Source organism: Microbacterium sp. NPDC007973 (assembly GCF_042958465.1).
GTDB lineage: Bacteria > Actinomycetota > Actinomycetes > Actinomycetales > Microbacteriaceae > Microbacterium > Microbacterium galbum.
The window spans coordinates 240,135-266,466 of record NZ_JBIBJJ010000001.1; the positions used below are offsets into that span (position 1 = coordinate 240,135).

21 protein-coding genes are annotated in these 26,332 nt (G+C 71.1%); 7 read left to right on the forward strand and 14 right to left on the reverse strand.

Translation table 11 applies throughout. The annotated features are described in order from the left end of the window. Nucleotides 1-2: 2 nt before the first annotated feature. Together efeO and efeU are read right to left on the reverse strand one after the other, a co-directional pair. The gene (gene efeO, locus ACFZA2_RS01220; protein WP_391399535.1) at nucleotides 3-1,232 is read right to left on the reverse strand and encodes an iron uptake system protein EfeO; all 1,230 of its coding nucleotides are present in this window, start codon (nucleotides 1,230-1,232) and stop codon (nucleotides 3-5) included. 64 nt (nucleotides 1,233-1,296) lie between these two features. Then, on the reverse strand, nucleotides 1,297-2,265 hold the full coding sequence (gene efeU / locus ACFZA2_RS01225; RefSeq protein ID WP_391399538.1) for an iron uptake transporter permease EfeU: 969 nt from the start codon (nucleotides 2,263-2,265) through the stop codon (nucleotides 1,297-1,299). 203 nt (nucleotides 2,266-2,468) lie between these two features. Between efeU and ACFZA2_RS01230 the strand changes: the two genes are divergently transcribed. Further along, on the forward strand, nucleotides 2,469-3,485 hold the full coding sequence (locus tag ACFZA2_RS01230) for an isopenicillin N synthase family dioxygenase (protein WP_391399541.1): 1,017 nt from the start codon (nucleotides 2,469-2,471) through the stop codon (nucleotides 3,483-3,485). A gap of 281 nt (nucleotides 3,486-3,766) precedes the next feature. Here the strand turns inward: ACFZA2_RS01230 and rpsO are convergent, their stop codons facing one another. Further along, nucleotides 3,767-4,036, reverse strand: coding sequence for a 30S ribosomal protein S15 (rpsO, locus tag ACFZA2_RS01235; protein ID WP_013583433.1), 270 nt, complete (start codon nucleotides 4,034-4,036; stop codon nucleotides 3,767-3,769). A gap of 201 nt (nucleotides 4,037-4,237) precedes the next feature. Between rpsO and ACFZA2_RS01240 the strand changes: the two genes are divergently transcribed. The 3 genes from ACFZA2_RS01240 to ACFZA2_RS01250 all read left to right on the forward strand — a co-directional run bounded on the left by ACFZA2_RS01240 (nucleotide 4,238) and on the right by ACFZA2_RS01250 (nucleotide 6,842). Beyond that, complete coding sequence (locus ACFZA2_RS01240) at nucleotides 4,238-4,459, forward strand: DUF167 domain-containing protein (RefSeq protein WP_391399545.1); 222 nt, start codon at nucleotides 4,238-4,240, stop codon at nucleotides 4,457-4,459. Next, nucleotides 4,456-5,760, forward strand: coding sequence for an MFS transporter (locus ACFZA2_RS01245; protein WP_391399548.1), 1,305 nt, complete (start codon nucleotides 4,456-4,458; stop codon nucleotides 5,758-5,760). The genes ACFZA2_RS01240 and ACFZA2_RS01245 overlap by 4 nt, the downstream gene beginning before the upstream one ends. 164 nt (nucleotides 5,761-5,924) lie before the next feature. Then, complete coding sequence (locus ACFZA2_RS01250; RefSeq protein WP_391399551.1) at nucleotides 5,925-6,842, forward strand: DMT family transporter; 918 nt, start codon at nucleotides 5,925-5,927, stop codon at nucleotides 6,840-6,842. Nucleotides 6,843-6,954: 112 nt separating this feature from the next. Here ACFZA2_RS01250 and ACFZA2_RS01255 read toward each other — a convergent pair whose 3' ends face one another. The 3 genes from ACFZA2_RS01255 to ACFZA2_RS01265 form a co-directional block, all read right to left on the reverse strand. Further along, entirely contained in the window at nucleotides 6,955-7,515 is a 561-nt protein-coding gene (locus ACFZA2_RS01255; RefSeq protein WP_315993121.1) for a YceI family protein, read from the reverse strand. 141 nt (nucleotides 7,516-7,656) lie between these two features. Continuing rightward, the gene (locus ACFZA2_RS01260) at nucleotides 7,657-8,022 is read right to left on the reverse strand and encodes an FKBP-type peptidyl-prolyl cis-trans isomerase (protein WP_013583439.1); all 366 of its coding nucleotides are present in this window, start codon (nucleotides 8,020-8,022) and stop codon (nucleotides 7,657-7,659) included. A 261-nt stretch (nucleotides 8,023-8,283) separates the two neighbouring features. Beyond that, nucleotides 8,284-9,444 carry a PrsW family intramembrane metalloprotease gene (locus ACFZA2_RS01265; RefSeq protein WP_363578798.1) on the reverse strand — a complete coding sequence of 387 codons (1,161 nt, stop codon included), beginning with the start codon at nucleotides 9,442-9,444 and terminating at the stop codon, nucleotides 8,284-8,286. 83 nt (nucleotides 9,445-9,527) lie between these two features. Between ACFZA2_RS01265 and ACFZA2_RS01270 the strand changes: the two genes are divergently transcribed. Beyond that, nucleotides 9,528-10,394, forward strand: a complete 867-nt coding sequence (locus ACFZA2_RS01270; RefSeq protein WP_391399556.1) for a fumarylacetoacetate hydrolase family protein — start codon at nucleotides 9,528-9,530, stop codon at nucleotides 10,392-10,394. 58 nt (nucleotides 10,395-10,452) lie between these two features. On the opposite strand, the gene ACFZA2_RS01275 is transcribed toward ACFZA2_RS01270, so the two are convergent. The 4 genes from ACFZA2_RS01275 to ACFZA2_RS01290 form a co-directional block, all read right to left on the reverse strand. Next, nucleotides 10,453-11,916: an aspartate ammonia-lyase gene (locus ACFZA2_RS01275; protein WP_391399559.1), complete on the reverse strand. Its 1,464-nt coding sequence runs from the start codon at nucleotides 11,914-11,916 to the stop codon at nucleotides 10,453-10,455. Nucleotides 11,917-12,030: 114 nt separating this feature from the next. Next, entirely contained in the window at nucleotides 12,031-12,942 is a 912-nt protein-coding gene (locus ACFZA2_RS01280; protein WP_391399562.1) for a phosphodiesterase, read from the reverse strand. A 166-nt stretch (nucleotides 12,943-13,108) separates the two neighbouring features. Continuing rightward, nucleotides 13,109-13,438 (reverse strand): peptidase, encoded by a 330-nt coding sequence (locus ACFZA2_RS01285; RefSeq protein ID WP_315993126.1) that lies wholly within the window; start codon nucleotides 13,436-13,438, stop codon nucleotides 13,109-13,111. Then, on the reverse strand, nucleotides 13,438-14,655 hold the full coding sequence (locus tag ACFZA2_RS01290; RefSeq protein ID WP_391399565.1) for an anion permease: 1,218 nt from the start codon (nucleotides 14,653-14,655) through the stop codon (nucleotides 13,438-13,440). Before ACFZA2_RS01290 ends, ACFZA2_RS01285 begins: the two co-directional genes overlap by 1 nt. Nucleotides 14,656-14,864: 209 nt before the next feature. On the opposite strand from ACFZA2_RS01290, the gene ACFZA2_RS01295 reads away from it, so the two are divergent. After that, nucleotides 14,865-16,979: a S9 family peptidase gene (locus tag ACFZA2_RS01295; RefSeq protein WP_391399568.1), complete on the forward strand. Its 2,115-nt coding sequence runs from the start codon at nucleotides 14,865-14,867 to the stop codon at nucleotides 16,977-16,979. A gap of 176 nt (nucleotides 16,980-17,155) precedes the next feature. On the opposite strand, the gene ACFZA2_RS01300 is transcribed toward ACFZA2_RS01295, so the two are convergent. The 4 genes from ACFZA2_RS01300 to ACFZA2_RS01315 all read right to left on the reverse strand — a co-directional run bounded on the left by ACFZA2_RS01300 (nucleotide 17,156) and on the right by ACFZA2_RS01315 (nucleotide 24,727). Then, entirely contained in the window at nucleotides 17,156-18,070 is a 915-nt protein-coding gene (locus ACFZA2_RS01300) for a hypothetical protein (protein ID WP_391399571.1), read from the reverse strand. 402 nt (nucleotides 18,071-18,472) lie between these two features. Then, nucleotides 18,473-19,501: a 6-phosphofructokinase gene (locus ACFZA2_RS01305; RefSeq protein WP_298875050.1), complete on the reverse strand. Its 1,029-nt coding sequence runs from the start codon at nucleotides 19,499-19,501 to the stop codon at nucleotides 18,473-18,475. 340 nt (nucleotides 19,502-19,841) lie between these two features. Beyond that, on the reverse strand, nucleotides 19,842-22,001 hold the full coding sequence (locus ACFZA2_RS01310) for a DEAD/DEAH box helicase (protein WP_391399575.1): 2,160 nt from the start codon (nucleotides 21,999-22,001) through the stop codon (nucleotides 19,842-19,844). A gap of 254 nt (nucleotides 22,002-22,255) precedes the next feature. Beyond that, on the reverse strand, nucleotides 22,256-24,727 hold the full coding sequence (locus tag ACFZA2_RS01315) for a heavy metal translocating P-type ATPase (protein ID WP_391399578.1): 2,472 nt from the start codon (nucleotides 24,725-24,727) through the stop codon (nucleotides 22,256-22,258). Nucleotides 24,728-24,906: 179 nt separating this feature from the next. Here ACFZA2_RS01315 and ACFZA2_RS01320 point away from each other — a divergent pair, with 179 nt between their 5' ends. Beyond that, a complete protein-coding gene (locus ACFZA2_RS01320) occupies nucleotides 24,907-26,274 on the forward strand; it encodes an MFS transporter (protein WP_391399581.1) in 1,368 nt (455 codons plus the stop codon). Nucleotides 26,275-26,332: the final 58 nt, after the last annotated feature.

Genomic DNA, 26,332 nt, shown 5'->3' on the forward strand with positions numbered 1-26,332 from the left:
GCTCACTCCAGCACCGTGACCGTCAGCTGCGACAGCGGCTCGGCGAGGGCGTTGATGAGGTCGGTCAGCTGGCGCTTGTCCGCCTCGGTGAGCTGCGAGTAGGGCACGAATCCGGCGTCCGCGGAGCCGTGCGCGGCGAGGGCCGCCTCGAGGTCGGCGTAGCCCTTGTCGATGCGCGTCACCAGCTCAGCGCCCTTGTCGCCCTTCGATTCGGCGAAGTCGCGGACGAGCGAAAAGGCCATCTTGGAGCCCTCGACGTTGGCCGCGAAGTCGTACAGATCGGTCCCCGACCACCAGTCCTCTTCGCCGCTGATCTTGCCCGTGGCGACCTCGTCGAGCAGCGCGATGGCGCCGTTCGAGATGCCGGCCACGCCCTGCGCGTCGAGCGCCTGGGTGAAGGCGTCGGAGTGGACGTAGTCGTACAGCTCCTGCGTGTCGGCGATGAGCTTGTCGCCGTAGGTGGCGCGCTCGGCGGGGGTGGACGGCGCCCAGTCCTTCCACGCCGGGGTTTCGCCGTCGGCGTTCAGCGCGTCCTGCGCGGGGACCCAGAGGTCCTTCTCGATGCGGTGGAACCCGGTCCAGTCCAGGCCCTCGGCCACGGCGTCGACCTCGCGGTAGTCGATGCGGGGGTCGAGGTCGCCGAGCGCCTCGGCGATCGGCTCGATGCGCTCGTAGTACGCGCGGACGCGCGGGAACTGCTCTTTCGCCGCGGCGTCGTCGCCCGCCTCGTAGGCGGCGGTGAAGGTCTGCACGGCCGGGAGCAGCTGGCCGACCTGGTCCTTGACGAACGCGGCGTAGAGGTCGACCGCTTGCTGCTTCTGGTCGGCATCCGGGCCGTCGACGGCGACGGCGTCACCCGTGACCGAGAAGCTCGCCTTGCCCACGCCGTCGCCCACCATGCCGGGCTTGCAGAGGGTGAAGTAGTCCCCGGGCTGAGCGACCACGGTGAGGTTGCGCGAGGCGCCGGGGGCGATGTTCTCGACCTCGCCGACGATCCGCAGACCATCGGATGCCAGGAGGTAGAACTCCGTGACCTGATCGCTCTTGTTGCTCACGTCGAACGCGACGGTTCCGCTGGGCGCCGAGGCGGAGGAGACCGCGCAGCCGTCGTCGGTCGAGGTGACGGTGAGGGCTCCGGAGGCGGACGCGTCGGTCTTGGCGACGCATCCGGCGAGGACGAGAGCGGCCGCGCCGGCCACGGCCGTGGCCGCGAGGAGGCGTGTCGAGTTCATGGTGCTGTGCTCCGTTCGAGGAAGGGATGCCGCGGCGTCGGGTGCGCGCGGGAGGAGAGAGGTCTCAGGGGGTTCCAGGCGTCGCGGTGGCGACCGCGGGATGCGGCTCGCCCTGCGGCGCGGACGGGGAGACCGCCGCGGGACGCGGACGTCGGCCCGCGCGCACCCCGCGCACGAACAGAGGGACCACCACGGCGACGTAGACGACCCACGCGATGACCTGCAGCCACGTCATCTGCGGCATGAAGCCCACCGTCGCCTGCAGCAACGCGGCGAGGGCGCTGTCGGGGGCGATCGAGGTCGAGACGTCGAACGCCCAGCCGAAGGGGAATCCCGCCCAGCCGGTGGCGACCAGCCCGGTGAGGGGGTCGATCGGCGCGCCGGCGCCGAACGGACCGGGCAGAGCACCGGCTTCTTGCAGATCGTGGAACGCGTAGGCGAGGACGCCCGCGGCGACGACGACGAGGAACCCGCCCGTCCAGGTGAAGAAGCGGCCGAGGTTCAGGCGCAGCATGCCGCGGGCGATGAACCAGCCGAGGACGACGGCGGTGGCGAGGCCGAGGAGCGCGCCGAGAAGCGCCACGGGCGATTCGCCGAACGACTGCACCATCGACCACAGCAGCAGGGTGGTCTCCACGCCCTCGCGCGCCACCGACACGAACCCGATCGCGACGAGTGCCCACACGCCGCCGCGGAGCGCCTTGTCGATTCCGCCTTCGAGGCCCGCCTTGAGGGTCCGTCCGGCCTTCTGCATCCAGAAGATCATCCAGGTGACCATCGCGACCGCGAGCAGGGAGAGTCCCCCGCCGAGCAGCTCCTGCGCCTCGAACGTGAGCATGTAGGCCCCGAACGTGAAGATCGCCCCGACGCCGAGCGCGAGGGCCACCGCGAGCCCGACGCCGGTCCACAGCTTCGGCAGCGCGTCGCGGCGGTCGAGGCGCGTGAGATACGCGACGAGGATGCCGACGACGAGCGCGGCCTCGAGGCCTTCACGGAGGCCGATGAGGAAGGTGGCGAAGAAGCTGGCAAGCACGGGCGGGAGTTCCGACTTTCACGAGGAGGAAGGACCGCGACGCTGCGGATCAGGTAAGGACAGCCTCACCTGACTGTGACAGATTACGCACTTTCGCCGATTCGCGCATCCCCGATGCCGACCGGATGCGGACGCCGCGGGCATCCCCGGTAACGCTCGGCAACATTCGCCCACCAGCGCGCGCCCCGACCTAGCCTCGATCCATGTCCGAGTTGAACCTCCCGATCCTCGACCTCTCGCTCCTCGATCAGGGGCCCGAGGCCGCGTCCCGCTTCCGCGACGACCTGCGCGCCGCCACTCACGACGTCGGCTTCTTCTACCTCACCGGCACGGGCGTCACGCCCGCGCTCGAAGAGCGCCTGCTGCAGGCCGCCCACGACTTCTTCGCCCTCCCCGAGGCCGAGAAGCTCGCGATCGAGAACGTCACCAGCCCCCACTTCCGGGGCTACACCCGTGTCGGCGGCGAGCGCACGCAGGGGCGCGTGGACTGGCGCGAGCAGATCGACATCGGGCCCGAGCGCGACGCGATCCCGGATGCCGACGGCCCCGGTTACAACCGGCTCATCGGGCCGAACCTCTGGCCGGCCGCCCAGCCCGAGCTGCGCGAGGTCGTGACCGAGTGGCATGACCACCTCACCGGCGTCGCCCGGAAGCTGCTGCGCGCGTGGGCTCTCGCCCTCGGCGCCGAGGAGCAGTACTTCGACCGGCACTTCGGCGACCCGCAGACGCTCATCAAGATCGTCCGCTACCCCGGCAAAGACGACCCGACGCCTCAACAGGGGGTCGGGGCGCACAAAGACTCCGGCGTGCTCACGCTCCTGTGGGTCGAGCCCGGCAAGGGCGGCCTGCAGGTCGAGCGCGACGGCGAGTGGGTCGACGCTCCCCCGGTGCCCGGCGCGTTCGTGGTGAACATCGGCGAGCTGCTCGAGTACGCCACCCAGGGCTACCTGACCGCGACGAACCACCGCGTGATCTCGCCGAGGTACCCCGACGAGCGCATCTCGGTGCCGTTCTTCTTCAACCCGGCGCTCGACGCGCGCCTGCCGATCATCGACCTGCCCGCCGATCTCGCCGCCGAGGCACGCGGCGTCTCGCAGGACCCGACCAACCCCATCCACGCCACCTACGGCGAGAACGCGTTGAAGTCCCGCCTGCGGGCCCACCCCGACGTCGCGGAGCGGTGGCACTCCGACCTGCTGGCCGCGCGCACGGCGTCCTGACCCGCTCGACGAACGCCCGCTGTCCGGCCGACCCGGCGGCGGGCGTTCGCCATTCGCCGCTCGCCGTTCTCACGCCGGAGGTGGCCGGTTCCCGGCGCCGAGGCGGCCGGTTCTCGGCGCCGCGGTGGCTGAGCCTGTCGAAGTCACCGGGGTGGGCGTGACGACCGGTCCCTTCGACAGGCTCAGGGACCTACCCTTTCCGCATCCGGGAACGCCGAAGGCCGCCCCACACCGTGGGGCGGCCTTCCAAGAATGTTTTGCGCGATAGAACGCTGGTGCGATTAGCGACGCAGACCGAGACGCTCGATGAGCGAGCGGTAACGGTTGATGTCGACGTCCTGCAGGTAACCCAGCAGGCGGCGGCGCTGACCGACGAGCAAGAAGAGTCCACGGCGCGAGTGGTGGTCGTGCTTGTGGATCTTGAGGTGCTCGGTGAGGTCCTTGATGCGCTGCGTCATCATCGCGACCTGCACCTCGGGGGATCCGGTGTCACCGGGGTGCGTCGCGTACTCTTCGATGATCGCCTTCTTGACGTCTGCTTCGAGTGCCATAGATGGGATCCCCTTCCTTCTCATTGCGCGGCGCCCGTCACACGATGTGCGAGCTCTCTTTATCCGCGGCCGATCGAACGGCAACCGCATGAGTCTACCAGCATCCGGATGCCGCGAACGAACCGCTGCGCCCCGGCGGTCCCATGGCCCCCGCGCGCTCCGGCGAGCGGGGGCGTCGGAGGGCTGGCGTAGCCTCGATCCGTGCAGCTCACCGTCCGCGTCAAGCCCGGCAGCCGCCGCGGCCCCCTCGTCGAAGACACCGCCGACGGCCTCGTCGTGCACGTGCGCGAACGCGCCGTCGACGGCGCCGCGAACAGCGGCGTGGTCCGCGCCCTCGCCGCGCACTTCGGCGTGGCCCCGCGCAACGTCGACATCGTCCGCGGCCACACGGCCCGCGTGAAGCGCGTGGACGTCGACGCATGAGCGCACGGCAGAGCGCCTTGATCGACGTGCGCCCCCTCACCACCTCCCCCGCCTTCGCGCGCCTGTGGATCGGGTCGACCCTCGCGGGCCTCGGCGGCCAGCTCACGGTCGTGGCGGTCATGCTGCACGTCTTCGAGCTCACGCAGAGCACCTTCGCGGTGTCGATGATCGCCGTGGCGGGCCTTTTGCCGATGGTGGCTGCGGGGCTCTACGGCGGCATGCTCGCCGACGCGTTCGACCGCCGCACGGTCGCCCTCCTGGCGGCGGTGGTCACCTTCGCCTCCACCGCCCTGCTCGCGACCCTCGCGTGGACGGGCCTCGAGACGGTCGGGTGGCTCTTCGTCCTCAGCGTCGTGAACTCGGCGGCGAACTCCATCGTGATGGCCACGAAGTCCGCCATCACTCCGCGCCTGCTTCCCCGCGACCTGCTCCCCGCGGCGGCCGCCCTCCAGGGGGTCACCGTCGGCATCATGGTCATGGCCGGCCCCGCCCTCGCGGGCGTACTCGTCGCCTTCGCCGGATACGCCTGGACCTACTCGCTCGACGTGCTGCTGATGACCTCGCTGTTCCTCGGCCTGTGGTCGTTGCCGCGGCTGCGGCCCGAGGGCGAGGTCGTGCGCCCCGGCCTCGCGTCGCTGCGCGACGGCGCACGGTTCCTGCGCCGCGCCCCGAACATCCGTTTGCAGTACATCCTCGACATCGTCGCGATGACCTTCGGCCAGCCGGTCGCTCTGTTCCCCGCGATCGGTGCTGTGCTCCTCGGCGGCGGCGCGATCACGACCGGCGTTCTCACGGCGGCGGTGGCGGCCGGAGCGTTCCTGTCGAGTCTGTTCTCCGGTCCGGTCGGGCGGGTGCGCCGCCAGGGGCTGGGCATCGAGCGGTCGATCCAGGTCTACGGCCTGTCCATCGGGCTCTTCGGCCTCGTGCTGCTCGCGGCCGCGGTGGGGTGGGGTCGCCCCACCGACACGGGCGAAGACCGGGGCGCCGTGCTCCTCATCGTTCTCGCGGCCCTCGTCCTGGCCGTCTCGGGCGCCGCCGACAACGTCAGCGCCATCTACCGCTCGACCATGATGCAGGCGGCGGTCCCGGATGCCATGCGCGGGCGCCTGCAGGGGATCTTCATCGTCGTGGTGGCCGGCGGCCCCCGCGTGGGCGCGCTCTACGCCGGCACCCTCGCCACCCTCGCGGCTCTGTGGGTCCCGCCGCTGCTCGGCGGCATCGTCATCCTGGCCCTGGTCGGCACCCTCGTGCGTCTGTCCCCGCGCTTCCGCGACTACGACGCACTCGACCCGCAGCCCTGAGTCCCGCGGTACCTCGCGGGGGCGCGTCGCCCCCGTCGGGCAGCACGGCAGCCCTCCCGAGCGGAACGGGCCCAACACGACCGGACTGCCGATCGTCGGCGGATTCCGGACGTCGCATCCCGGCGACACGATCGATGTCGGAACATCGCCCTATCGTCGGGAGCGTGGCATCCGCTCCCTCCCCCTCCCCCGTCTCGATCGCCGTGCAATTCGTGCTCACCGGCATCGTGTGGGGGTCGAGCTTCCTCTTCATCGCGATCGCCCTCACCGGCATGACGCCCGCGCAGGTCGCGGGCGGCCGGTTGCTGTTCGGCGCTCTCGCCCTCGGTGCCATCGTCGCGATCCGGCGGGAGCGCCTGCCCCGCGACCGGCGCGTCTGGGCCCACCTGTGCGTGCTGGCCTTCAGCTTCTGCGTCGTGCCGTTCCTGTTGTTCGCGTGGGCCGAGCAGCACGTGTCGTCGGGACTGGCGAGCATCTTCAACGCCACCACGCCGATCATGACCGCGATCATGGCGTGGGCGGTGTTCCGCGTCGAGCGCCTCGAACTCGGTCAACTGCTCGGCGTCGCCGTGGGTATCGCCGGTGTCGTCGTGATCATCGCCCCCGGCGCCGTCTCCGAGGTCGGCGACAGCGTCGTCGCCCAGCTCGCCCTGCTCGGCGCGACGGCCTGCTACGGCTTCAGCCTCGCCTACATGCGCCGCTTCCTCGGCGACACGGGCCTGTCGGGGATCGCTTTCGCGTTCGGCTACATCGGCCCGGCTGCGGCCTTCATGGTCCTGCTCTCCCCGCTGATCCTCGCGGAGCCGATGGACCTCTCGCTCCCCGTCGTCGGCAGCATCATCGCCTTGGGCGTGCTCGGCACGGGCATCGCCTACGTCTGGAACCAGAACACCCTGCGCGCCTGGGGCCCCACCCGTGCGTCCACCGTGACGTACATCACCCCCGTCGTCGGGGTGGCCCTCGGCATCCTCGTCCTCGGCGAACGCGTCTCCTGGAACGAGCCGGTGGGGGCCGCCGTCGTCTTCCTCGGCATCCTGCTCGTGCAGCAGCGCCTGCGCCTGCCGAGCCGCACGCGGGCCTGAGCCGACGCGGCGGACCCTGCGTCGCGCCCGGACGGACGAAGACCCCGGATGCCAGGGTGTGGCATCCGGGGTCATCGCGGGGATCACGACCGCAGCGAGCGCTGCGGAGCGATCACGCCTGGTGCGCGAACTGCAGGTCGAGCTCGATGGTGACGTCCTTGCCGACGAGGACACCGCCGGTCTCGAGGGCGGCGTTCCAGGTGAGGCCGTAGTCCTCGCGGTTGATGACGGTCTTCGCGGTGGCGCCGACCTTGTAGTTGCCCCACGGGTCGGTGCCGAAGCCGCCGAAGTCGATCGAGAAGGTGGCGGGCTTGCTGACGCCGCGGATGGTCAGCTCGCCGTCGACGAGGTAGTCGCCGTCCTCGACACGGACGCCGGTCGAACGGAAGTCCATCGTGGGGTAGGTCTCGACGTCGAAGAATTCGGCCGAGCGGAGGTGCTGGTCGCGGCCCTCGTCCTTGGTGTCGACCGAGGTGACATCGACGGACGCCTCGACGGTGGCCGCGAGGGGGTTCTCGGGCGCGACGAGCGTGGCGCTCTTCATGCCGAAGGTGCCGCGCACCTTCGAGATCATCATGTGACGGACGGTGAAGGTCACCTCGCTGTGCGAGGGGTCCAGGACCCAGGTGCCCGCCTTGTAGCCGGGGATGTCGAGGGTGGTGGTGTCGGTCATGTCACTCCTAGAGGTCTGGGGAGCCGCGTCGGCGTCCTGGGGAGGTCAAACTCCCATTCACACGAATGTATTCCACGATCGTGGAAAAAAACGAACCCGAGGGTGCCGCAGCCCCCTCGGGTTCGTGAACATCGGGTGTCGTCAGCCGACCTTGAGCAGATCGATGATGAAGATGAGGGTCTTGCCGCCGAGGAAGTGACCACCGGCGGGGCCGTAGGCGAGGTGCGGCGGGATCACGAGCTCGCGGCGTCCGCCGACCTTCATGCCCGGGATGCCGTCCTGCCAGCCCTGGATGAGGCCGCGCAGGGGGAACTGGATGCTCTCGCCGCGACCCCACGACGAGTCGAACTCCTCGCCCGACTCGTACTCGACACCGGCGTAGTGCACGGTGACCGTGTCGCCGGGCTTGGCCTCGTCGCCGTCGCCGACGATGATGTCGCGGATGACGAGGTCGGAGGGGGCGGGGCCGCTGGGAGCGTCGAACTCCGGCTTGGTGCGATCAGTCATGCATCCATCCAAGCACGCCCGAGCGTGCGCGGCAGCCTCTGGACACCGCCGGAGGAAAGACTCAGCGCCCGGTGCCGCGGCGATGCCTGCGTGTCTCCCGGGCGCTGAGTTGGCCTGTGTCGATGGTGCTCCCACCCCACGGCGGTGTCAAGACCCCCGTCGACGAGGACCGGTGGCGCCCCGGCACGTGACGAAGGGACGGCGGCGGCGCGCAGGTGCTTGCGGCGATGCGCCCGCCCGGGCACACGCAGCCGCGGTCCGTCACCGCGACAGCAGGGCCGCCCGCGCCGCCGTCGTGCGCTCGAGCAGGTAGCGCTCGGTCGCCGGAGCCTGGGGATCGCGCCCTGACAGCGTGCGCTGGCGCGCGGCGGCGAGCGCCGTGGCATCCACGATGAACGTCTTCATCACCGGCGAGCGGTCGCCCGGCAGCGTGCGCGCCCAGGCGATGGCGGACCGCCGCCCCGGCCCCGTGGCGAGCATGTCGACCTCCTGCGGGGTGAACCATCCGGCGGCGGCGTATTCGCCCAGGCGGGCGCGGGTGAGGCGCGACTCCTCACGGCGCAGGGCCAGGATGCCGAGGATGAACAGCACGAACAGCGGAACCTGCAGCGCCGCGTAGACCTCGAAGAAGTTCGCGAACGTGGCCGACCCGTTCCAGAGGCCGTGCAGCACGATCGCGCCGACGAGGCCCGGGATGCCGTAGGCGAGGGCCGCGCCCGTGCGCAGGCCGCGACGCGCGGCGAGGCCGAACGCGAACCCGGTGAGACTGGTGAACATCACGTGGGCGAAGGGCGAGAGGACGGCCCTCAGGAAGAAGGTGCTCGCCACTTGAGCCGGGCCGCCCTCGAGGTAGCTGATCGCGAAGTACTGCACGTTCTCGGTGAGCGCGAAGCCCGCTCCGATGAGCGCTCCGTAGACGATGCCGTCGACGGGGCCGTCGAACGCCCGGCGGGCGAAAGCGAAGATGAGCAGGACGCCGAGACCCTTCGCGATCTCCTCGACGATGGGCGCCTGGACGACGGCGCTGAACGCCTCCGGCAGTCGGCCGACCACGAGCGTGAGCAGCAGGTCGACGCCCAGGGCGATGACGACCGCGGCGATCGCGCCCCAGGCCACCGCGAACACGAGCAGGCGGCGCGGCTCCGGCTCCCACCGGTCGATGTAGCGCACGGCGAACCACACGATCACGAAGGGGATCGCGGCGAGCACGAGCCCGAGGAACGTCGCCGCCGTGCCCAGGAACCCGGTGAAGTACCGCACGAGCAGCGCCAGGAGCGGAACGAGCAGCACGGCCACCACCCACAGCGCCACTCCCCCGCCGCGCGACCGCGGCGGGGCGGCCGATGCCGTCACCTGCGGAGCCGTCGTGATGCGAGTCGGTTCGACCGAACCGGGCCGGGACAACGGCGAGGGGGAGCTCATGGGCTCAGCCTAGAGCGGGCCGGGGACGGCGCATCCGGGGCTTGCGGCCTCCGCTGCGGGGCGCGGGCCGGTAGCGTGGAGGCATGCGTTTCGCCCACGTCCGGTCTCAGGAAGGGGCGGAAGCCCCCCGTCTCGTCAGCGTCCACGGTGAGGAGTTCTCGTTCGTCGACGAGCTCTTCGACGGCGCCCCTGCCACGCTCGAGCAGCTGATCGCCGGCGGTGACGCCCTCCTCGACCGCGTGCGCGGGGCCAGTGCGACCGCCCCGCGGCAGCCCCTCGCCGGCATCCGCTTCGCCTCGGCCGTGCTCGCTCCCCCGTCGATCCTCGCGGTGGGACTGAACTACGCCGCGCACTCGGGCGAGTTGGGACTGAAGACCGACGCGGGCCCGACGGTGTTCGTCCTGTGGCCGAACTCGCTCACCGCGCACGAGTCGACCACGTCGTGGCCCCGGGCGCTCAGCGAAGCCGTCGACTACGAGGCCGAACTCGGGGTCATCATCGGCCGGCCCGGCCGCGACATCCCCGAGTCCGACGCCCTCGACCACGTGTGGGGCTACACGGTCGTCAACGACATCACCGCGCGCAACATCCAGTTCTCCGAGGCGCAGTGGTCGCGGTGCAAGTCGTTCGACGGCTTCACCCCGACCGGTCCGTTCGTGGTCACGGCCGACGAGATTCCCGACCCGCAGGACCTGCACATCTGGACCGTGGTCGACGGACACACCGTGCAGGATGCCAGCACCGGCCAGATGGTGCGCTCGGTGAAGACGCTGATCAACAAGCTGTCGGAGTCGGTGACCCTGCTGCCGGGCACCCTCATCTCCACCGGGAGCCCGGGCGGTGCCGGCTACTCCCGCGACCCGCAGATCTTCCTGCGCGACCGCTCCACGGTGACCGTCGGCATCGACGGCATCGGCGAGCTGACCACGCACTGCCGCATCCTCGACTGACGCGGCATCCGGGAGCTCCTCCGGATGCCGCGACCCGGCGCGGGCGCCGTACCCGGCCTCAGTCCTCCACGACGCTGTCGGCGGCGCGCACGATCGGGATCGCCGCGGTCACGGCCTGCAGGCCCGACAGACGGGCCGGCGAGATCTGCTTCGTGACCTCTTCGCGGGTCATCAGGCCCGCCTCCACCACGAGGTCGGCGACATTGCGGTGCGTCAGCAGCGCGGTCTTGGCCAGAGCCGCGGCCGCCGCATACCCGATGAAGGGCGTCAGGGCGGTCACGACGCCGACCGATGAGCCGACCATCGCGCCCAGGCGTTCGCGGTTGGCCGTGATGCCGTCGACGCAGTTCACGCGCAGGGTCCACATCGCCTGGCGCATCCAGGTGATCGACTGGTAGATCGAGTGGGCGATGACCGGTTCGAAGGCGTTGAGCTGCAGCTGACCGCCCTCCACCGCCATGGTGACCGTCATGTCGGCCCCCACGACCGAGAAGGCGACCTGGTTCACGACCTCCGGGATGACCGGGTTGACCTTGCCGGGCATGATGCTCGAGCCCGCCTGGCGCGGCGGGAGGTTGATCTCCCCGAGGCCCGCCTGCGGACCCGACGAGAGCAGGCGCAGGTCGTTGCAGATCTTCGACAGCTTCACGGCGTTGCGCTTGAGCGACGACGAGAACGACATGAAGGCGCCCGTGTCGCTCGTGGACTCCACGAGGTCGGTGGCGGTCTCGAGGTCGAGGCCGGTGATCTCCCGCAGGTGCCGCAGCACCGCCCCCGCGTAGCCGGAGCGGGCGGTGATGCCCGTGCCGATCGCGGTGGCGCCCATGTTGATCTCGAAGAGCAGGTAGGCGTTTTCGGTGAGGCGGTTGTAGTCCTCGCCGAGCGTGGTGGCGAACCCGTGGAACTCCTGCCCGAGCGTCATGGGCACGGCATCCTGCAGCTGGGTGCGGCCGACCTTGAGCACGTCGTGGAACTCCTCCGACTTCGCCAGGAACGACTGGCGCAGCAGCGCGAGCTCCTCGAGCAGGCTCTGGAGCGTGAGCGACAGGCCGATCTTGATCGCGGTCGGGTAGACGTCGTTCGTCGACTGACTGCGGTTGGTGTCGTCGATGGGCGAGAGGAACGCGTAGTCGCCCTTCTCGCGACCGGCCATCTCGAGCGCGATGTTGGTGATGACCTCGTTCGCGTTCATGTTCGTCGACGTGCCCGCGCCGCCCTGGATGACGCCGACGGTGAACTCGTCGTGGAACTCGCCGTCGATGACGCGCTGCGCCGCCCGGTCGATGAGGTCGGCCTTCGCGTGATCGAGCACGCCGATCTCACGGTTGGCCCGGGCCGAGGCCTGCTTGACCATCGCGAGGGCCCTCACGAGGTCGGGGTAGACCGAGATCGGGCGCTTCGCGATGGGGAAGTTCTCGAGGGCCCGAGCCGTGTGGATCCCCCAATACGCGTCTGCGGGGATCTCCATCGATCCCAGGGAGTCGGTCTCGATACGGGTGCGCGTCATTGCGTCCAAAGCCATGTGGGGGTCCTCGTGGGTGTCACGGCGAGCAGGGATGCCACGAGCCTAACCACGGCGGGCGGAGCGGTCGCTGGACACGGCGGCCGGTCGTCGGATCGGTACCGTCCGCCGCGTCTATTGCCCGATCGCACGCTTGCGCGAGAACGCCTCGAGTCGCTCCTGCGGACTGAGCGCTGCCATCTCTGCCGTCCACTCGGGCGTGAAGTACCCCGTCGCCTCCGCGTCGACCACCGGGACGACGGCGTGGGTGATCGTGTCGTCCCACACGTGGACGAGATGGAACGACCGCCCGGCATCCATCCCGTTGACGGCGTCGGCCGGTCGGGCGAGGTCCATCGTGTAGCAGGATGCCGCGGCGACGCTCACGGGCACCCCCGCGAACGTACCCGACGTGGAGTAGTGCAGATGGCCCGCGAGGATCGCGCGCACATCGCTGCCCGAGATCGCCTCGGCCAAGCCCGCCTGATCGCGCAGCTCGAGGATGTCGAAGAAGGGGATGTGGGTGGGAAGCGGCGGATGGTGCAGCGCGAGGATCGTCCCCCGCGGGGCGGGCGTCGCCAGTTCGGCCCGCAGCCATGCGAGCTGCGCCGGGTCGAGGTCGCCGTGGTGCCAGCCGGGCACGGTGGAATCCAGCGCGATCAGCCGCAAGCCGTCGAGGTCGTGCACGCTCGTGATCGGATCCTCGGTGGCCTCGGCGTCGAGGAGCTCGGAGCGCATCGCGGGCCGCTCGTCGTGATTGCCCGCCACCCACACCACCGGCGCCCCCAGGCGCTCCGCCCAGGGCTCCACCGCCTCCCGCAGGGCACGGTACGCCTCGGGCTCGCCGAGGTCGGTCAGGTCGCCGGTGAAGACCACGGCATCCGGTCGGACCCCTGTCTCCTCGGCCGCGGCGAGCGTGCGACGGAGGTGCGCGGCCGTGTCGTAACGGCCGCCGAGGAGGCGCTCCCCACCGAGCAGGTGCGTATCGCTGAGGTGGAGGATGACGCGCGCGGCGGGCGCATGCTGACCGAACTGCACGGATGCCATGCCCACAGCCTAGGAGGGGGTTCCGGCATCGGCAGGCCGGGCGGGGTGCCCCGTCCGTCACCGCGCGGGACGACCGGCGACCCCGGCGTACGGGATCGCGTCCGGCCGCGCCGAGGGTCCGGCATCCGGAACCGACCCCCCGCGGAGTCGGACCGGGTTGCGGGCGTCAGTGGTTGAAGAGGATCAGCAGCAGCGCACCCAGCACGGCCGCCGCGCACACGGCGAAGCACACGTAGGCGCCCACGAGCGACAGGCGCTTCTGCCCGTCGCTGAGCGGGTTCTTCTTCGCGGCCTTGGCGACGGCCTTCTCGGCGCGGCGGCGCTGCTTGTCGGTGAGCACCGTGATGGCGTCGGTGAACTCCGCGGGCGCGACCAGCGGCGGTCGACCGCCGCGCACGAGCAGGCGCAGCCCGAGGGCGTAGAAGGTGACGACCACCGACGCCCCGATGAGGGCGGCGGCGAAGACCTGCAGGAAGGCTCCCCAGTTGATGAGCATCAGGCGTCCTTCCCGGCCTTCTCGCGCTCGAGGCGGCGCTGGCGGCGCGTGGGTCCGGGCTTGCGCGGCACCTTCACGGCGGCGCCGGAATCGGCGACCTCGCTCATCGCGTTCGCGGAGGTGACGGAGTCACGGCGCGAGCGCAGGAACAGGCCCAGCACGATCACGACGGCGATGACGGCGTCGACGGCGACGCCCCACCCACCGAGCCACACGACGATGAGGGCGGCGGCGGCGCCCACCGCGCCGGCCGCGGGCAGCGTCAGCACCCAGCCGATCATGATGCGGCCGACGGTGTTCCAGCGCACGGTCGAGCCGCGGCGTCCCAGGCCCGACCCGATGACCGACCCGGATGCCACCTGCGTCGTCGACAGGGCGAAACCGAGGGCGCTCGAGGCGAGGATCGTCGCCGCCGTCGAGGTCTCGGCCGAGAAGCCCTGGGCGGGCTTGACGTCGGTGAGGCCCTTGCCGAGCGTGCGGATGATGCGCCACCCGCCCATGTAGGTGCCCAGGGCGATCGTGATCGCGCAGGCGAAGACGACCCACAGCTGCGGGTCGGGGTCGGCGGTGGACTGCCACCCGACGGTGATGAGGGCGAGGGTGATGACGCCCATCGTCTTCTGCGCGTCGTTCGTGCCGTGGGCGAGGGCCACGAGAGACGACGTGAAGATCTGGCCCCAGCGGAAGCCGTCGCGGCCGTCGGCCTTCGCGTCGTAGCGACGCGTGACGCCGTAGGCGATCTTCGTCACGACGAAGGCGATCAGGCCGGCCGTGAGCGGGGCGATGAGGGCCGGGAGGATCACCTTGCTCAGCACGACCCCGGTGTCGATGGCCGAGGCGCCGACGCCGACGAGCGTCGCGCCGATCAGGCCGCCGAAGAGCGCGTGCGAGGAGCTGGAGGGGAGGCCCAGCAGCCACGTGAGCATGTTCCACGTGATCGCGCCGATGAGACCCGCGAAGATGATGGGCGGGAAGATGTCGGGACTCAGCTGATCCTCGCGGATCATGCCGCCCGAGATCGTCTTGGCGACCTCGGTCGACAGGAACGCGCCCACCAGATTGAGGCTGGCGGCGAGAAGGACGGCCACCTTCGGCTTCAGCGCACCGGTGGCGATGGGCGTGGCCATCGCGTTCGCGGTGTCGTGGAACCCGTTGGTGAAATCGAAGAACAGTGCCAGCGCGATGACCAGCACGATGATGAGGGCTGCGCTCTCCACCGTTCGCTTTCCGTGAGAAGGAGGAAGGGATGCCGACGGGATCGGCGTGACGAACGAAGAGTTCACCTGGCGTTGATCTCTCGTTCACCGAAAGACGCGACGACATCCTTTCATTCGGACCTGTGAGGGTCAAACGCGCGGCGGCGCGGGCGGGTGGCATCCGTCGGCGTCTTCGGCCGGATGCCGCGGCGGCGCACTAGCGTGGAACGGTGACCGACCTCGACCCGCAGCCCACCCCTCCCGTCGCCGACCGCCGTCCGATCGCCCGCACCCACCACGGCGACACCTTCGACGATCCCTACGAATGGCTGCGCGCGAAGGACGACGCCGAGGTCGTCGCCCACCTCGAGGCCGAGAACGCGTATACCTCCGCGCGCACCGCTCACCTCTCGCGTCTGCGCGACACGATCTTCGGCGAGATCAAGGGCCGCACGCTCGAGACCGACCTCTCGGTCCCCGCCCGCCGCGGTGACTGGTGGTACTACGGACGCACCGTCGCGGGCGCGCAGTACGGCATCCAGTGCCGCGCCCCGCTGGACTCCCCCGATGACTGGACGCCGCCCACCCTCTCCCCCGACCGCCCTGTCCCGGGCGAGCAGGTGCTGTTCGACGGCAACGTCGAGGCCGAGGGCACCGACTTCTTCTCGCTCGGGAGCTTCGAGATCTCGAACGACGGCACGCGCATGCTGTACGGCATCGACGTCGCCGGAGACGAGCGCTACACGGTCCGCGTGCGCGACCTGGCGACCGGCGAGACGCTCGCCGACGAGATCCCCGGCACCTTCTCGGGCGCGACGTTCTCGCCCGACGGCCGTTTCATCGTCTACACCACCGTCGACGACGCGTGGCGCCCCGACACCGTGTGGCTGCACGAGATCGGGACGGGCGTGGATGCCGATGTGAAGCTGTTCCACGAGCCGGACGACCGCTACTGGGTCGGCGCCGACTTCACCCGCAGCGACAAATACCTCGTCATCGAGATGGGCTCCTCCATCACGAGCGAGGAGTGGCTGGTGGACGCCGACGACCTCCGTGGCGAGCCGCGCGTGGTGTGGCCGCGCACGGAAGGCGTGGAGTACTCCAGCTCGCACGCCGTGGTCGACGGCGAGGACGTGCTCTACATCCTCCACAACGACGGCGCCCTCGACTTCGAACTGGTGCGGGTGCCGGCATCCGCCCCTCAGGGGCCGCGCGAGACGGTCATCGCGCACCGCACGGGGCAGCGTCTGCTCGGCGTCGACACGTTCCGCGACTGGGGTGTCGTGGCGTACCGCCGCGACGGGCTCGCGCGCCTGGGCATGCTGTCGTACACCGACGGGGCCGTCACCGAGATCGCGTTCGACGAGCCGCTCTACAGCGTCGGCACGGGCGGCAACCCGGAGTGGGCGCCGCCGATGCTGCGCCTCGGGTACGGCTCGTTCGTGACGCCCGGCACCGTCTTCGACTACGTGATCGACACCGGCGAACTGCTCCTGCGCAAGCGCCAGCCCGTGCTCGGCGGCTTCGACCCCTCCGACTACGGACAGGCGCGCGTCTGGGCGCCCGCCGAGGACGGGACGCAGGTGCCCGTGTCGCTCGTCTGGAAACGCTCGTTCGGCGAGCCCGGCACGGAAGCGCGCCCCGTGCACCTGTACGGGTACGGCTCGTACGAGCACTCGATCGAACCCGGCTTCTCGGTTCCGCGACTGTCGCTGCTCGACCGTGGAGTCGTCTTCGCCGTGGCGCACGTGCGCGGCGGTGGCGAGATGGGTCGCCAGTGGTACGAGGACGGCAAGCTGCAGGCCAAGCGCAACACGTTCACCGACTTCGTCGCCGCCGCCCGCCACCTCGTGGCGGAGGGCTACACGACACCCGACCGCATCGTCGCCGAGGGCGGGAGCGCCGGCGGCCTGCTCATGGGCGCGGTGGCCAATCTCGCACCCGAGATGTTCGCCGGCATCCTGGCCGACGTGCCCTTCGTCGATGCGCTGACCACGATCCTCGACCCGTCGCTGCCGCTCACGGTGATCGAGTGGGACGAGTGGGGCGACCCGCTGCACGACGCCGACGTCTACGCCTACATGAAGTCGTACTCGCCGTACGAGAACGTGCGCGACGGCGTCGCCTACCCCCGCATCCTCGCGGTCACGTCCCTGAACGACACGCGCGTGCTCTACGTCGAGCCGGCCAAGTGGGTGCAGCGCCTGCGCGAGGTCGGAGCCGACGCGATGCTGAAGTGCGAGATGGTCGCCGGCCACGGCGGCGTCAGCGGCCGCTACAACGCCTGGCGCGAGCGCGCGTTCGAGCTCGCGTGGCTGCTGGACGTGCTGGGGCTGGCGGAGTAGGAGCGGCGGCGCGGCCACGGTAGGTGAACGGTCGTGGCGGCTGCGCGGCCGCGGCGGCTGCGCGGTCGCGGCGGCTGCGCGGTCGCGGCGGCTGCGGCATGTCCCACTCATGACGGTGCTCGTCCCACTTGTGGCCGGTTGCGAGCCCCTCAACCAGCGATAAGTGGGACAAGGGGTCACTGACCGGGCCGCCAGCCCGCTCTGAGCAACGCGGCGCGCACGAGGGACGCCGCGGCTGCGCCGTCTCCGCGGAGGTGGTGGCTCAGGATGCGGACGTGATCCCACCCCGCGTCGCGAATTGCGGCCCAGCGATCTGCGTCGTGAGCGAACTGCCGCGGATCCTCCGCGTGCACGCGGCCGTCGTACTCGACGGCGACACGCCACGCCTCGAAGGTGAGGTCGATCTCCGCGACGAATTCTCCCCGAGCCGAGAAGATGTCCTCGTTGACGCCGGGCTCCGGAAGTCCGTGGCGCGCGAGGAGGAGCCGCAGGTGGGTCTCGCGTGGTGACCTCACGCCCGGGCGGGCGAGAGCGAGCGCCCTTCGGAGGATGCCGCCCCGGACATCCCCCATGAGGGTGATCTCGGCATCCAGGTCGGCGGCGGTGGCGAGCGGTCTTCGCCCGGCGAGGAGCGCGTCGGCGCCCGCGACCAGGTCGTCGAGACGCCACAGCCGGCCGCACTGCCGCCATGCGCGAACGGCGTTCTCGATCGGCATCTCCTCGGGTCCGGTTTCGATGGCCGGCTCCCGGGTCTGCAGGCGATGACCGACGACACCACGGGTGCGGGGCTCACGCGCGGGGCGGTGCGCCGACACGTGCAGGCGCGGCGTGTACGGCCACTCCGGTGTGCTGAGACCGCGCAGGGCGAACACCGTCTCGTGACTGAAGAACTGCCCGTCGGCGAGGCGGGGCGCATAGGCCCGGCACCTCTCGAGGATGCTCTGGTCGCCGGTCGGGCGAGACCGCACGCCATGAAAGGGCGTGACGAGGTCGGATGCGCGGAGCCGGGTCCTGCTCGCACCCCGTTCCAGGGCCTGCGCTACGTGGAATCGGTCGGGCAGGTCGTCCGGCAGGGGCTGGCGGCGGGTCATGCTCCAGGATCCCGACCGCTGACCCGTGCGTCAGCCTTCTCCACAGCCCTTCCGCCTGCTCTGCACCTGTGGAGGACGCCTCTCAGCCGCCGCCGCCCCGACCATGTCCCACTTATGGCCGGTTCAGAGCACCTGAACCGGCCATAAGTGGGACACGCACCGCCATATGTGGGACGAGGCCGCGGGGACACGGCGCACGCTTGCCACGCCTGCCCGCGCATCCCACGCCTGCCCGCTCATCCCACGCTGCCCGCGCATCCCACGCTGCGCGTGCGTCCCACGCTGCGCGTGCATCCCTCACACTGCCCGCCTCATACGCCGCACACGCTCACCGCGCTCACTCGCCGCGCACAGCGACGCCCCGCCCCGCGCGAGGCGGGACGGGGCGTCGAAGCGGCTGGCTCAGCCGAACAGCGCCGCGGCCTCTTCATAGCGGTACAGCGGGACGCTGTTCAACTCGCCGAGGGCGTCGGCGAAGGGCACGCGCACGATGTCGGTTCCGCGCATGGCGACCATCTGACCCCAGGCGCCCTCGTTCAGGGCGTCGGCGGCGTGCAGACCGAGGCGCGTCGCGAGCACGCGGTCGAACGCCGACGGTGAACCACCGCGCTGGATGTGACCGAGCACGGTGGCGCGGGTCTCGATGCCGGTAAGGCGCTCGATCTCGGGGGCGAGCAGCTCGCCGATGCCGCCGAGGCGGGGACGGTTGAAGGCGTCGAGACCCTTGTCGCTGAACGCTTCGTCCATGCCCTTGAGCTTGAAGCCCTCGGAAACGACGACGAGCGGGGCACGACCGCGGTCGTGGGCGCGAGTGACCTGCTCGACGATCTCGTCGATCGACATCGGCACCTCGGGGATGCAGATGACGTGAGCGCCCGCCGCGATACCCGCGTGCAGCGCGATCCAGCCCACGTGGCGGCCCATGACCTCGGCCACCATGCAGCGCTGGTGCGAGTCGCCGGTGGTGCGGAGGCGGTCCATGGCATCCGTCGCGATGTTGACGGCGGTGTCGAAGCCGAACGAGTAATCGGTCGCGCGCAGGTCGTTGTCGATCGTCTTCGGCACGCCGAGGACGTTGATGCCGTCCTTCGACAGGCGGTCGGCCGCGGCCAGGGTACCTTCGCCGCCGATGGCCAGGATGCCGTCGAGCCGGTGCCCGTACATCGTCTTGGAGATGTTCTCGGCGCCGCCGCGCACGCCCTCGTACGGGTTGGTGCGGCTCGTGCCGAGGATGGTGCCGCCGACCTTGGACAGGCCCTTCACCTCGTGACGCGTCAGGGGGAAGAAGTCGCCGTCGACGACTCCGCGCCAGCCGTCGCGGATGCCCACGAACTCGATGTCGTAGTTGGTCGTGCCCTTCAGCACGACGCCACGGATGACCGCGTTGAGACCGGGGCAGTCGCCGCCGCTGGTCAGGATGCCGATCTTCATGGGCAGAGTCCTCTGGTGCTGTGATTCGGGTGGAGGGTCGGCGCCGTTGCCGTCTTCGACCCTATCGCCGCGGGCGGGAACGCTGCCACACGGTGACGGAGGGGCGAAGGATGCCGGAACCCCGACGCCGTGGTGCGCCTGACTCTGCGCCATGCCCGGCGAGACGAGCACACCGGATGCCGCGGCGGCACCCGTTCCGCGGAGCCGGCGTCACGGAAGCAGGGCGTGCGACGGGAACAGGCAGCTTCAGCCGGTGACGGCCTGTTCTCGTCGAACGGCCTGTTCTCACGACGACACGCGAACGCCCCGGCACAGGGCCGGGGCGTTCGAGGGCGACGGATCAGACCTTGCCGAGCGCCTGACGCAGCAGGTGCATGAGCGCCGAGAGCTGCACGGAGTCGCTCGAACCCGGCTCGACCGACTGTCCGTCGAGGGCGCGCTGGGCGAGGCCCTCCTTGGAGTCGATGAGCTCGGCGATCTTCGTGTCGATCGTGTGCGCGGCGATGATGCGCCACGCGGTCACGGGCTCCTCCTGGCCGATGCGGTGCACGCGGTCGATCGCCTGCGTCTGCTCGGCCGCGGTCCACGACAGCTCGGCGAGCACGACGTTGGAGGCGGCCTGCATGTTGAGGCCGACACCGGCGGCGGTGAGCGAACACACCGCGATGCCGACGTCGGGGTCGCTGTTGAAGGCGTCGATGGCCGCCTGACGGGCGGTCGAGGTCTGCTCGCCGCGCACCGAGACGGCCTTGAGACCGGAGGCCTTGAAGTGCGCCTCCGCGGCATCCATCACGTCGATGTGCTTGGCGAAGAACACGACCTTGCCCACCGAGCGCTGCAGCTGAACGGCGTAGTCGGCGGCGAGGTGGGCCTTGGCCTGACCGATGCGGCGCACCATCGTGAAGACGTTCTCGCTGCCCGATCCCGCGGCCTTCGACTCCTCGAGCTCGCCGTGCGCGACCAGACGCACGATGTCGTCGTCGATCTCGCCGGCGGCGAGGCCGCGGTCGCCGCGCGCCTCGATGATGCGGCGGTACTTCGCGGCCAGCCGGGCGCCGAGCTCGCGCTCGGCCTGACGGATCGACCGCCCGTACTCGTCGTCCAGCTCGACGGGCAGGTCGGCGACCAGCTTGTCGGGCAGATCGGCGGCGACGTCCTTCTTCTTGCGTCGCACGATGCCCATCGAGATCACGGCCTCGCGCGCCTCGGGGTAGAACGCCTTGTCGGCGGGCGTCAGGCCGGTGGCATCCAGCTTCTCCATCAGTTCGGGGCCGGGCTTCTCGCCGTTGGTCCAGCCGAGGAAGCGCCAGATCGCGTCGAAGTCCTCGACGTCGTTGATCAGCGGGGTTCCGGTCAGGGCGAGCATGAGCGGGTCGCGCGTCTGCTCGCGCACCCGGGATGCCAGAGCCAGCACGTTCTGCGAACGCTGCGACGTGAGGTTCTTGATGAAGTGCGCTTCGTCGACGACGACGCCCTTGAGACCGATCGACGAAAGCCACGAGAGGTGGCGGTCGAGGATCTCGTAGTTGACGATGAACACGTCGGCGAAGGCGTCGATGTCGGCGCCGCCGCCGGAGATGACGGTCGCGCGGCGCTGCGGCGTCCACCGCTGGACCTCGCGCGCCCAGTTCATCTTCACGACGTTGGGAACGACGACCAGCAGCGGGTAGGCGTCGGCGACGGATGCCGCCAGCACCGACTCGGCGGTCTTGCCGAGGCCCGGCTCGTCGGCGAGGAGGAACTCTCGGTGGCCGAGGCGCACGGCCTCGAGGAAGCGCGACTGATGCGGCATGACCTCGAGCCCGCGCGGCGAGAGCCGGTCGAACTCGGGCACGGGCGGCAACTCCATGCTCGCGGCCGACCCACCGGCGCCGGTCTCGAACGCCTTGTAGAGCGGGCCCATGAGCTCCCAGCCGTCGAGGCGGCGGCGCGGGGCGTCTCCGCTGGGGCGCGGCGTGAGATCGGGGGCGCGGAACGGGTTCGCCATCTGGCGCGCCTCGATGGATGCCGGCACGACCTGCTTGTCGGCGAGAGCCGCGGAGACGACCGGGGTGATCTTCGGAGTGTTGTCGGTGATGATCAGCTCGTCGGGCGGCAGCTCGGCGCCGGACTCGAGAAGCCAGTCGCGACGCATGCGGCGGGCGACCGGCGAGGTGGCCGCGTCGACCTCGAGCAGCTGGATCAGCGAGGTGTCGCGCGCGGCGGTCTTCGCGAGGATCGTCGCCACGCCGTCGAGGCGCTTGAGCAGCTCGGCGCGGGCGGCGTCGGTGATCTCGGTGTCGGCCTTCACCCGCGCACGCTCCTCGCGCACGAGGAACGCGATCACCTGGAACTTGACGCGGTTGGTTGGCCCGAGCTTGCCGCGCTGCGCCTTCGCCTCGACCTCGCGCACCTTGCGGGCGAGGATCGGGATGACGGGTGCTTCGTCGTCGCGTCGGGATGACGTGGTCTTCCTGCGCCGCTGGCTCGAGCTACGGGCGGCGGTTGCCGTGGTCGGCATGCTCCTCCTGAGCGTGTCGTCCGGAAGTAGTCCGGAACGTTCCGGCGCGAGGCCGGTGGATCAGTGACCCCGGGGAACATCACCCGGCACGCCGCCGAAGCGGCGGTGCCTGTGGCCCGAGAGCGCGTCGACCGGAACGGTTCACGACTGGGGCGGATGGCGGGATCGAGATCATTCTAGCGGCTTTCGCCCCCGGACCGACGGCGAAGACGCGCGGTCGTGGACGATCCGCGCACTTCGCCGGTCGGCGCCGCTCAGGCCGCGTGCCGCAACCGCAGACTGTTGAGCACGACGAAGACGCTCGAGAACGCCATCGCGGCTCCGGCGAGCATCGGGTTCAGCAGCCCCAGGGCCGCCAGCGGCAGAGCCGCCACGTTGTACGCGAAGGCCCAGAAGAGGTTGCCGCGGATCACGCGCATCGTGCGCCTGCTCAGGGCCACCGCGATGACGATGCCGCGCGGGTCGTCGCGCATGAGGGCGACGTCGCTCGCGTGGAGCGCGGCATCCGTCCCCCCTCCCATGGCGATGCCCAGGTCGGCGGATGCCAGGGCGGCGGCGTCGTTGACCCCGTCGCCGACCATTGCGACGGTGCGCCCCGCGGCCCGGAGCGCGGCGATCTCGTCGACTTTGCCCTCGGGCAGGACGCCCGCGCGCACCGTCTCGATGCCGAGCTCGTCGGCGACGGCGCGCGCGATGTGCGGATTGTCGCCGGTGAGCAGGACCGGCTCGAGACCCATCTCGCGCAGGCGGGCGACGGTGGAGGCGCTCTCGGGGCGCACCGTGTCGGCCACCTCGACCACGACGCGTGCACGCATCGCGCCGTCGGCGTCGGCGTCGGCCCATCCCGCCACCACGACGGTTCCGCGCTGCTCCCCCTCCTCGACGGCCGCGGCGAGCGCCACCGGCAGCGGCGCCCCCAGGTCGGCGGCGAGGGCGGGACGCCCCGCGAACACGCGGATGCCGTCGACGAGACCGACGATCCCGCGGCCGGGCAGCGCCTCCACGTCACGGGCCACCGGTCCATCGGCCGCCGCCGCCACGATCGCGTGCGCCACGGGGTGCTCCGACGCGCGCTCGAGCGCGGCGAGCCGACGCAGGGCCTCCTCGGCGTCCTGATCGTCGGCGGCGGTGATGTTCGCGACGCTCATGCGTCCGGCGGTCAGAGTGCCGGTCTTGTCGAGGACGATCGTGTCGATGCGCTCCGCGGATTCCAGGGCCGAGGGTCCCGTCACCAGGATGCCGAGCTGGGCCGCGCGGCCGGTACCGACGAGGATCGCGATCGGGGTGGCCAGGCCCAGCGCGCACGGGCAGGCGATGATGAGCACCGCGACAGCGGCGGTGAAGCCGGCCGACAGCGGCTGCCCGGCGAGGAGCCAGCCGAGGAGGGTCAGCACGGCCAGCACGATCACGACCGGGACGAAGACGCCCGAGATGCGGTCGGCGAGGCGCTGCACGCGGCTCTTGCCGAGCTGCGCGTCCTCGACGAGACGGGCGATGCGCGCAAGACGCGTCTGCTCGCCCACCCCCGTCGCACGCACGACGAGCCGTCCGCCCGAGGCGATGGTGCCGCCGGTGACGGTCGATCCGGGACCCACGTCGACCGGGACCGACTCCCCGGTCAGCATGCTCTCGTCCACCGAGGCGCTCCCCTCGAGCACCTCTCCGTCCGTGGCGACGGTGGACCCGGGGCGCACGACGAACTCGTCACCGACGGTGAGCTGCGCGATGTCGATGCGACGCCCGTCGACGAGTTCGGCCTCCCGCGCGCCGAGGTCGAGCAGTGACCGCAGCGCCGCCCCGGCTCGGCGGGTGGAGCGCTGCTCGATGACGCGCCCGAGCAGCAGGAAGACGGTGACCGCGGCGGCGACCTCGAAGTAGACTACGGAGGTCGCGTCGTGCACCGGCCCGAAGAGCATCACCTCGTGACGGATGCCGATCCGCCCGGCCGATCCGAAGACGAGCGCCCAGACGCTCCAGAGGTAGGCGGCGAAGGTGCCCAGGGTGATGAGGGTGTCCATCGTGGCGGCGCCGTGCCGCGCGTTGCGCAACGTGGCGCGGTGGAAGGGCCACCCGCCCCACAGGACGATCGGAGTCGCGAGCACCAGCGACACCCACTGCCACGCGGGGAACTGCCAGGCCGGGACCATGCCGAGCGCCACCACGGGAACCGCCAGGCCGAGCGACACCCAGAGGCGCACGCGCAGGGGGGTCGAGCCGGGCGCATCGGTCGTGTCGTGCACGTGCCCGGAGGGCGCGTTCGCGGAGTCGGCGTGCGCGTCGGGGGCTGGCGCGTCGGGGGCGTGCGCATCGGCAGCCTGCGCGGCGGAGGCGTGCGCGGGAGTACCCGCCGGCGCGGGCGCGGAGGCGCCCGGCGCGTTCGGGGCGGCACCGTCGGGCTGCGCGGCGGTCGCGGCGAGATCGCGCCCGGTCACGGCATCCACCGCTCCCCCGGGGGCGGGCACGGGCACCGGGGGCGGCGGGGTGGAGGTGCGGGTGCGGACGCGGGCGTCGTAGCCGGCGGCGCGCACGGCATCCACCAGGGCCGTCGTGTCGAGGTCGGCGGGGTAGCGCACCCGCGCGGTCTCCGTCGCGAGGTTGACCGCCGCTTCCACGCCCTCGACCCGCCCCAGGCGCTTCTCGACGCGCGCGACGCAGCTCGCGCACGTCATCCCGTCGATGTCGAGCACCGCCTCGGCGGTCGGTGCGGCATCCGTCTGGTCGCTCATGGCTCCTCCTCCGGTCACCCCGTCCTCAACAGGATACCCCCAGGGGGTATTCCTGCACCACGTCCGAGCCGTGATCGCGTCCCCGGGTCGATGCCCCGCGGACGCGCCCGTAGGGTCGCGGCGCAAGCGGCTCCTCGCACGCCGCCCCGCCCCCGACCGACCGACCCTACGCTGGGGGAATGGCCGAGACGATGACACGCGAGCAGCGCACCGTGCTCGCGGTCGCGGTCCTCGCCTCGTTCGTGTCGTTCCTCGACGGCACGGTGGTGAACGTCGCCCTCCCGGCCATCGCCGCCGACCTGGGCGGCGGGCTGAGCACGCAGCAGTGGGTCGTCGACGCCTACCTCGTCACGCTGGGGGCGTTCATCCTGGTCGCCGGTTCGCTCAGCGACGTCCTGGGGCGGGTCGTCGTCCTGCGCATCGGCCTCATCGGCTTCGGCGTCACCTCCCTCGCGATCGCCGCCGCCCCCACCGCGGAGTTCCTCATCGTGGCCCGGGCTCTTCAGGGCGTGGCCGGCGCCCTCCTCGTGCCCAGCTCGCTCGCCCTCATCACCTCGACCTTCCGCGGTGCCGCGCAGGCGCGCGCGATCGGCATCTGGACCGGCGCGACCACCGTCGCCATGCTCGCGGGCCCCCTCATCGGCGGGGTCTTCGTCGACACCCTGTCGTGGCGGCTGGTCTTCCTCGTCAACGTCCTCCCCATCGGGGTCACGATGTGGCTGCTGACCCGGCTCGGCCATCGCGACCACCGCCGCCCCGGCGCGCGCGTCGACATCCTCGGCGCCGTCCTGTGCGCCGCCGGCCTCGGCGGCATCGTGTTCGCCCTCATCGAGCAGCCCAACCTCGGGTGGGCCTCCCCCGTCATCTGGCTCCCGGGGATCATCGGCATCCTGGCCTTCTCGGGTTTCCTCGTGCGTCAGAAGACGGCGCGCGAACCGATGATGCCTCTGGACCTCTTCCGGGCGCGCAACTTCTGGGCGGGCAATCTCGCCACCGTGTTCGTCTACGCGGCGCTGTCGCTCAACGGCTTCGTGCTCAGCGTGTACCTGCAGCAGGGGGCCGGGCTGCCGGCGACCCTCGCGGGGCTCGCATCGCTTCCGAGCACCGTCCTCATGATCGTCCTGAGCTCTCGCATGGGCGCGTTGTCGGGGCGTCTCGGGCCACGACTCTTCATGACGATCGGCCCCCTCGTGATGGCCGCCGGCGCGCTGCTCCTGTTGCTCGTCGGCGACGACTTCGACTACTGGACGCAGGTGCTGCCCGGCGTCATCGTGTTCGGCCTGGGCCTGACCGCCACGGTCTCCCCTCTGACCGCCGCGGTGCTCGGCGCGATCGACTCCGAGCGCTCCGGCATCGCCTCCGCGGTCAACAACGCCGTCTCGCGCGTCGCCGGTCTTCTCGCGATCGCCGCCGTCTCCGCCGTGGTCGGCGGATCGCTGGATCTCGACGGATTCCACCGGGCCGCGATCTTCACCGCCGCGTTGATGGCGCTCGGGGCCGCGGCGTCGTTCCTCGGCATCCGCAATCGCCTGTCGCGGCAGGACTGACCTCCGCGGCGGTCGGGGCGGCGCGGACGCGGGTCGCCTCGGGGCCGCGATCACCGCC